The 7,304-nt window shown below is 70.2% G+C and carries 7 protein-coding genes; 5 read left to right on the top strand and 2 right to left on the bottom strand.

Annotated features, from left to right (window positions below; translation table 11 throughout):
• The coding region (locus tag D6689_18130; protein RMH38947.1) for a methionine adenosyltransferase at window positions 1-637 on the top strand (637 nt) is incomplete at its 5' end.
• A 29-nt stretch (window positions 638-666) separates the two neighbouring features.
• Here D6689_18130 and D6689_18125 read toward each other — a convergent pair.
• Complete coding sequence (locus tag D6689_18125) at window positions 667-2,043, bottom strand: sigma-54-dependent Fis family transcriptional regulator (protein ID RMH38946.1); 1,377 nt, start codon at window positions 2,041-2,043, stop codon at window positions 667-669.
• A 191-nt stretch (window positions 2,044-2,234) separates the two neighbouring features.
• Here D6689_18125 and D6689_18120 point away from each other — a divergent pair, with 191 nt between their 5' ends.
• The 3 genes from D6689_18120 (at window position 2,235) to ftsZ (ending at window position 5,870) form a co-directional block, all read left to right on the top strand.
• Complete coding sequence (locus D6689_18120; GenBank protein ID RMH38945.1) at window positions 2,235-3,140, top strand: FtsQ-type POTRA domain-containing protein; 906 nt, start codon at window positions 2,235-2,237, stop codon at window positions 3,138-3,140.
• Window positions 3,140-4,369, top strand: a complete 1,230-nt coding sequence (gene ftsA, locus D6689_18115) for a cell division protein FtsA (protein ID RMH38944.1) — start codon at window positions 3,140-3,142, stop codon at window positions 4,367-4,369. Before D6689_18120 ends, ftsA begins: the two co-directional genes overlap by 1 nt.
• Before the next feature lie 64 nt (window positions 4,370-4,433).
• Window positions 4,434-5,870 carry a cell division protein FtsZ gene (ftsZ, locus tag D6689_18110; protein ID RMH38949.1) on the top strand — a complete coding sequence of 479 codons (1,437 nt, stop codon included), beginning with the start codon at window positions 4,434-4,436 and terminating at the stop codon, window positions 5,868-5,870.
• Window positions 5,871-5,921: 51 nt separating this feature from the next.
• Here the strand turns inward: ftsZ and D6689_18105 are convergent, their stop codons facing one another.
• A complete protein-coding gene (locus D6689_18105; GenBank protein ID RMH38943.1) occupies window positions 5,922-6,440 on the bottom strand; it encodes an N-acetyltransferase in 519 nt (172 codons plus the stop codon).
• A 23-nt stretch (window positions 6,441-6,463) separates the two neighbouring features.
• On the opposite strand from D6689_18105, the gene D6689_18100 reads away from it, so the two are divergent.
• Window positions 6,464-7,304: site-specific DNA-methyltransferase (locus tag D6689_18100; GenBank protein RMH38948.1), on the top strand; the 841-nt coding region annotated here is incomplete at its 3' end.

The raw sequence follows: 7,304 nt of genomic DNA, 5'->3' as shown, positions 1-7,304 counted from the left end.
CGTGCCGAAGCGCCTGTGGACGCCGAAGACCAAGGTCTTCGTCAATCCGACCGGGCGATTCGTCGTCGGCGGACCGATGGGCGACTCCGGCCTCACGGGTCGCAAGATCATCGTCGATACCTACGGCGGCATGGGAGCGCACGGCGGCGGCGCGTTCTCGGGCAAGGATCCGTCGAAGGTCGACCGGTCTGCGAGCTACTACGCTCGCTACATCGCCAAGCACGTCGTGGCGGCGAAGCTTGCCAAGAAGGTGCAGGTGCAACTTGCATATGCGATCGGCGTGGCCAAGCCCGTGTCGCTGCTGGTCAACACGTTCGGCACCGGTACCGTGTCGGACGAGCGGCTCGCCAAGGCCGTCGCGCGGACGTTCGACTGCCGCCCCGGGATGCTCGTCCGCGAACTCGACCTGCGCCGGCCGATCTTCCGGCGGACGGCGGCGTACGGCCATTTCGGCCGCACCGGCGCGACGTTCACCTGGGAGCACACGCCGAAAATCGACGCGCTGCGCGACGCGGTGGGCGCGGTCAACGGCACCGGCAAGCGCAACGGCGCGGCGACCAAGGTCGGCAAGGCCAAGGCCGGTAAGGCCAGGGCCGGCAAGGCCAAGGCCGGCAAGGCCAAGGCGGCCTTGGCATAGGCGCGGGCCGCGGGGCCGGTCGGCTCCCGCTATGGGTCGCGGCCGGCGGCCCGGTGGTCGATTCCGAGCGCCTTCATCTTTTTGTACAGGTGGGAGCGCTCGAGCTGCAGCGCGCGCGCCGTGTTGGCGATGTGGTGGTCGTGCTCGGCGAGCGCCGCGAGGATGATGTCGCGCTCGGCGGCGGCCACCATGTCCTTGAGGGACACGCCGCGGGCGTACGAGCCGCGCGTGGGCGTCGTCTGCGGCAACGCGTCGCGCACGTCCGCTTCGCCGATCTCGGGCGCGTCGCCGGTGAGGATCACGAGGCGTTCGATCAGGTTCTTCAACTCGCGGATGTTGCCGGGCCAGTCGTACTGCATCAGCAGGGTCACGGCCGACGGCGCGATCCGCTTCGGCCTCCGGTCGTTGTCTTCGCAGCAGATGCGCAAGAAGTGATCCACCAGCGCCGGTATGTCCTCGCGGTGGTGGCGAAGCGGGGGCAGCTCGATCGGGACGACGTTGAGCCGGTAGTACAGGTCTTCGCGGAAACGCCCCGCCGCGATCTCGTCGGGCAGGATCTTGTTCGTCGCCGCGATGACGCGCACGTCCACCCGGATGGTTTCGGAGCCGCCGACGCGCTCGAGTTCGCCCTCTTGCAAGACGCGCAACACCTTCGCCTGGGCGCTCGGCGTCATGTCGCCGATCTCGTCGAGAAACAGCGTGCCGCCGTCGGCGAGTTCGAACTTGCCGCGCCGCTGCTGGGTCGCGCCGGTGAACGCGCCCTTTTCGTGGCCGAACAGCTCGCTCTCGATCAGCTCGTGGGGGATGGCGGCGCAGTTGACCTTGACGAACGCCGCGTCGGCGCGCTTGGAGTGGCGGTGGATGGCGCGGGCGACCAACTCCTTGCCGGTGCCGTTTTCTCCGGTGATCAGCACGCGTCCCGAGGTCGGCGCCGTCTTGGCGATCTTGTCGAAGATCGCCCGCATCGCCGCGCTCGTGCCGATCATCTCGGCGACGGCCACCTCGCGCGCCGCGAGCCGCTCGTGCTCGCGGCGAAGGCGCGCGAAGTCGAGCGCGTTCTTGACCGTGACGAGCAGCTTGTCAGACGACAGCGGTTTTTCGATGAAGTCGTGCGCGCCGAGCTTGGTGGCCTGCACGGCCGTCTCGATCGTGGCGTTGCCCGACATCATGACGACCGGCACGTCCGGTCGAGCTTCGCGAATGCGCGCGAGCACGTCGAGACCGTCGACCTCCGGCATGACCACGTCGAGCAACACGAGATCCACGTCGCGCTCGGCGAGCTTGTCGAGCGCGACCGGACCTGACCCGGCGACCGCGACCGCGTAGCCCTCGAGTTCGAGCGCACGCCGCACCGAGGTGAGGATGTTGGGCTCGTCGTCGACGACGAGGATGTGGAACCGAGCCATCGCAGACAGGCTAGCACCGGGCGCCGCGCGGGCGGCTGCGCCGGGGCAGGGCCGCCGGTACGCCCGACCGCCGCCGACAGAACAACGCGCGGGCGGCGCCGCGCATTCCCCCGCGCGCGACGGCCGGCGTCGCGCCGGAAAACGGCTGAAAAATTGCCCCGCGCGCGCGTTCGTGTCTATGCACGTAGGACGTGCCCCGAGCTGCTACCCGCCCCACGACCGAAGCGCGCCGGCGCGTTCGCCGGCTGCGCCGCGCCCGGCGAAACCGGCGCATCAAGCGGTGGCGCGACCACCTGCCGTCGGCGAGTGCCGTCGCCGCCGCCGCCCGCCGCGCGGGGCGGCGCGCGCTGCCGGGGCTCGTCGCGGTCGCGGTCATGGCGGCGGTCGCGGGGGCGGCCGCGCTCGCCGTTGGCTGGCTGACGCAGTCGCCGCGGTTCGCGGTCGCCGCCATCCGCGTGTCCGGCTGCGAGCGTCTCCGCCCCGATCGGGTTCGCGCGCTCGCCGGCGTCATCCCGGGCACGAATGTGTTTCGCGTCGATCCGGACCAGGTGCGCCGCCGTCTCGAGCGCGACCCGTGGATCGCGCGCGCGGATGTCGCGCGGCGGTTGCCGAACGCCCTCGACGTCTCGATCGTAGAGCGGCGCGCGGCCGCTGTCGTGGAACTCGGAGCGCTCTACTTGGCGGACGCGGACGGGCGCCCGTTCAAGCGGGCGGCGATCGACCGCGGCGAGGGGCGCGGGCTGCCGGTGGTGACCGGCATCGCGCGGACCGAGTACCTCGCCGACCCGGCCGGGGCGCAGGCGCGGATTCGCCGCGCGCTCGCCATCGCCGACGCGTACCGGCGGAGCGCGGATCGGCCCCCACTCGGCGAGGTCCACCTCGGCCCCGACGACGGCGTCACCCTGTTTGCCTACGATCGACCGCTCGCTTTGCGGTTGGGGACCGCTGCCGACCGGCAGCCGGACGACCGGCTGGCCGCGTTCGACGCGGCATGGCGCGCGTTGGATCCCGACGAACGGGCAGGTGCGCGCATTGTGTTCCTGGACAACGAGACGAACCCGAACCGCATCACGGTTCGCTTCGGGGGGACGAACTGATGGCAAAACCGAGACGCGAGGAGATCGTCGTCGGCCTCGACATCGGCACGACCAAGGTCGCTGCGATCGTCGGCGAGGTGAACGAGGACGGCGAGATCGACGTCACCGGCGTCGGCACGTCCGCGTCGAACGGGCTTCGGCGCGGCGTCGTGATCCACATCGACCGAACGATCGCGGCGATCAAGCAGGCGATCGAAGAAGCCGAGCACATGGCCGGCTGCGAGATCACCACGGTGTACGCCGGAATTTCGGGCAGTCACATCCGCGGCTTGAATTCGCACGGGATCGTCGCGGTCAAGGACAAGGAGGTCCGCGACTCCGACGTCGCCCGGGTCAACGAAGCGGCCAAAGCGGTGGCGATCCCGATGGATCGGGAGGTGCTCCACGTTTTGCCGCAGCAGTACATCGTCGACGACCAGGACGGCATCCGCGAGCCGCTCGGCATGTCGGGCGTTCGCCTCGAGTCGAAGGTTCACATCGTGACCGCGTCGGTCACGAGCGCGCAGAACATCGTCAAGTGCTGCAACGGGGCGGGGCTGAACGTGGCCGAGATCGTGCTCGGGCCGCTGGCGTCCGCGCTGGCGGTGCTCGAAGACGACGAGCGCGAACTCGGCGTCGCGCTGGTGGACATCGGCGGCGGTACGACGGACATCGCAATCTACGTCGACAGCGCGATCGTCCATACCGCGGTCCTGCCGCTCGGCGGCAATCACATCACCAACGACATCGCCGTGGGCCTGCGAACGCCGCTCGGCGCGGCCGAAAACATCAAGAAGGCGTACGGCTGTGCGCTGCGCGATCTGCTCGGCGACCAGACGATGATGGAGGTTCCGACCGTCGGTGGTCGCGCGCCGCAAACGCTCGATCGCGAGATCCTCGTGCGCATCGTACAGCCGCGCGTCGAGGAGATCTTCGACCACGTACGGCGCGAGTTGATCCGCAGCGGGTACCTCGACAGCATCGCCGCCGGCGTCGTGATTACCGGCGGGTCGACGTCGCTGCCGGGCATGACGGAGGTCTGCGAGGACATCCTCGAGGTGCCGGCCCGGACCGGCGCCCCCAAGGGCTTCGGCGGTCTGATCGACGTGGTCAAGGGGCCCGAGTTCGCGACTGCAGTCGGCCTGGTCCGCTACGGCATGCAGGGACAGTCGTTCTTTGCGCCCTTGGCGGGGTCCGAAGAGCGACGTGGCTGGCGCCGCGCCCTGTCGTGGCTCGGAGAGATGTTCTGAAAAACTTGCCCCGCGCCGCGCCCGCATCGATAAGTGACGTAGGGAGGCTGGTCATCACATGGCACTGATCGAATTCGACGAGCTCACGCACGCAAAAATCAAGGTAATCGGCGTCGGCGGAGGCGGCGGCAATGCCGTCAACACGATGATCGCGGCGAACCTCGACGGGGTCGAGTTCGTCTGTGCCAACACCGACATCCAGGCGCTGGAGTCGAACATGGCACCGACCAAGCTCCAGCTCGGCGAGAATCTCACGCGCGGGCTCGGCGCCGGCGCGAGCCCGGATGTCGGGCGCAAGGCGGCCGAGGAGAGCATGCAGCTCATCGCCGACACCGTGACGGGCGCCGACATGGTGTTCGTCACGGCGGGCATGGGCGGCGGCACCGGGACCGGGGCCGCGCCGGTCATCGCGCGGATCGCGCGCGAATGCGGCGCGCTCACCGTCGGGGTGGTGACCAAGCCGTTTACGTTCGAGGGCAAGCGGCGCCGGGTCCAGGCCGAGGCCGGCATCGAGCGCCTCGAAGAGGCGGTCGACACGCTCATCATCATCCCGAACAATCGACTGCTGCAGGTCGTCGGCCACAACGTGTCGATGATCGACGCATTCAAGAAAGCCGACGAGGTGCTGCTCAACGCCGTACAGGGCATCAGCGACCTGATGACCGTGCCGGGGCTCATCAACGTGGACTTTGCCGACGTGCGCACGATCATGTCGGACCAGGGCCGCGCGCTGATGGGCACTGGCGTCGGCTCGGGCAACCGTCGCGCGGTCGAGGCGGCGGAGGCGGCGATCACGTCGCCGCTGCTCGAGGACGTGAGCATCGACGGAGCGACCGGCGTCCTGATCAACATCACCGGCGGTCCGGACCTGACGCTGCACGAGGTCAACGAGGCGTCGACGCTGGTCCAGGAGGCCGCGCACGAGGATGCGAACATCATCTTCGGCTCGGTGATCGACGCCAACATGGGCGACGAGGTGCGCATCACCGTAATCGCGACCGGTTTCGATCACGGCGACGAAGCCATCGAGCGCGAACGCGGCGGCCGTACCGTGCAGCGCACGTCGTCGACGCCCTCTCAGATCGCACTCCCCTACGATCGGCGGTCGCAGGTGACGCGGGAGTACCCGCCGGCCCAGCCGAAGCCGAGCCACACGTCGGGGGAGATCGTCATCGGCGAGCCCGCAGCGCCGGCGCCGGTCGTGGACACGCCGCACGCGGCAGACTACAGCGTCGAGTGCGCGCTCGCCGAAGCCGGGCCGGCCAACGACGAGATCAGCATCGAGGCGGCCGAGCCGCCGGTCGACCTCGCGCTCGGCAGCGGACCGACCGACCATCCGGTGACCGGCGATACCGTGCCGAACCTCGCGCCGCCCGCCGCCCTGCCGCGCCGTCGCCGCGACTTCTCGCGGGTCCATCCGTCGCTGCGCCACGTGCTCGACGACGATCTCGACAGCGAGCTGGATGTGCCGGCGTTCATGCGCCGCCACCCCGACAACTGACGGCGCAGGCCGGCGCGGCCAGCCCAGCGCCCGTCCGCGCCGGCGGTCCCGTCAGCGCGGCGGCTGCCAATCGTCCGGCAGCCGGTCGCCGCGCTCGTCCATCCAGCCGATGCGCCGGGCCGGCACGCCGGCCATCAGCGCGTGGGGCGGCACGTCGCCGCGCACGACCGCGCCGGCGGCGATGAACGCATGTTCTCCGATCGTCGCACCGCACACGATGGTCGCGTTCGCGCCGATCGTTGCACCGCGCTTGACGCGGGTCGGCAGAAACTGGTCCTTCTTCGGGTGCGCGGACCGCGGGTTGACCACGTTGGTGAACACGCACGACGGCCCGCAGAACACGTCGTCCTCGAGCGTGACGCCGTCGTATACCGACACGTGGTTCTGGATGCGCACGTTGTCACCGATGACGACGTTGCCGATGTAACAGCCGTGGCCGACCACGCAGCCGGCGCCGATGCGCGCGCCGTGCATCACGTGGGCGAAGTGCCAGATCTTGGTGCCGGGGCCGATGTCGGCGCCGGGGTCGACGACGGCGGTCGGATGGATGAACACGTCGGATGTCGGCATCGCGCGCTACTATGCCGCGCGTCATGCCCAAGCGTCCACCGCGCGTCGCGCGCACGCTGCCGGTCCCCGACGATCTCGCCGGACCGCCGTCGCCCATGCGGCTGGCGGCGCGGACGGCGCTCGGGTCGCTGTGGTACGCGGACGCGCTGGACCTGTTGCGGTCGATCGACGACGGCGCGGTGGATCTCGTGATCGCCGATCCGCCGTACGCGGTGGCGAAGGCCGAGTGGGACGAGTTCGAGTCGCTCGACGCCTACGTCGACTGGTGCGACGCCTGGCTCGCCGAGGTCGAGCGCGTGCTGGCGCCCGCCGGATCGGCCTACGTGTGCGGGTTTTCCGAGATCCTCGCCGAGGTCAAGGCGCGGTCGGCGCGCCGGTTCGCGGGCGGCTGCCGGTGGTTGGTGTGGGCGTATCGCAACAAGGCCAACCTCGGCCGCGACTGGGGCCGCTCGCACGAGTCGATCCTGCACCTGCGCAAGTCGCGCGCGCATCGCATCGATATCGACGCGGTGCGCGTCCCGTACAACGCGCACACGCGCCGCTATCCGGAACGCGTCCAGGCGGTGTCGTCGCAGTACGGCGGGGGCCGGCGTCGCGATCGGTGGCGGCCGCATCCGCTCGGCGCGAAGCCGCGCGACGTGCTCGACATCCCGGTGTTGTGCAACGGTACCGCGGAAAAGACCGATCACCCCACGCAAAAGCCCGAGGAACTCATCCGGCGGTTCGTCGCCGCGTCGTCGGCCGAGGGACAGCTGGTCGTCGACCCGTTCGCCGGCTCGGGCACGACGGCGGTCGTGGCCGAACGGCTCGGTCGCCGGTGGATCGCGGGCGATGCCGACCCGCGCTACGTCGGCCTCGCGCGGG

This window comes from Deltaproteobacteria bacterium, assembly GCA_003696105.1.
Lineage (GTDB): Bacteria > Myxococcota_A > Polyangia > Haliangiales > J016 > J016.
This window is presented reverse-complemented; position numbering and strand designations above follow the sequence as displayed.

What these genes read in the sequence shown, in the direction of transcription:
- D6689_18125 (RMH38946.1), bottom strand. Translation starts at nt 2,043, where the DNA reads ATGGCTCGGTTCCACATCCTCGTCGTCGACGACGAGCCCAACATCCTC.
- ftsA (RMH38944.1), top strand. Translation starts at nt 3,140, where the DNA reads ATGGCAAAACCGAGACGCGAGGAGATCGTCGTCGGCCTCGACATCGGC.
- D6689_18105 (RMH38943.1), bottom strand. Translation starts at nt 6,440, where the DNA reads ATGCCGACATCCGACGTGTTCATCCATCCGACCGCCGTCGTCGACCCC.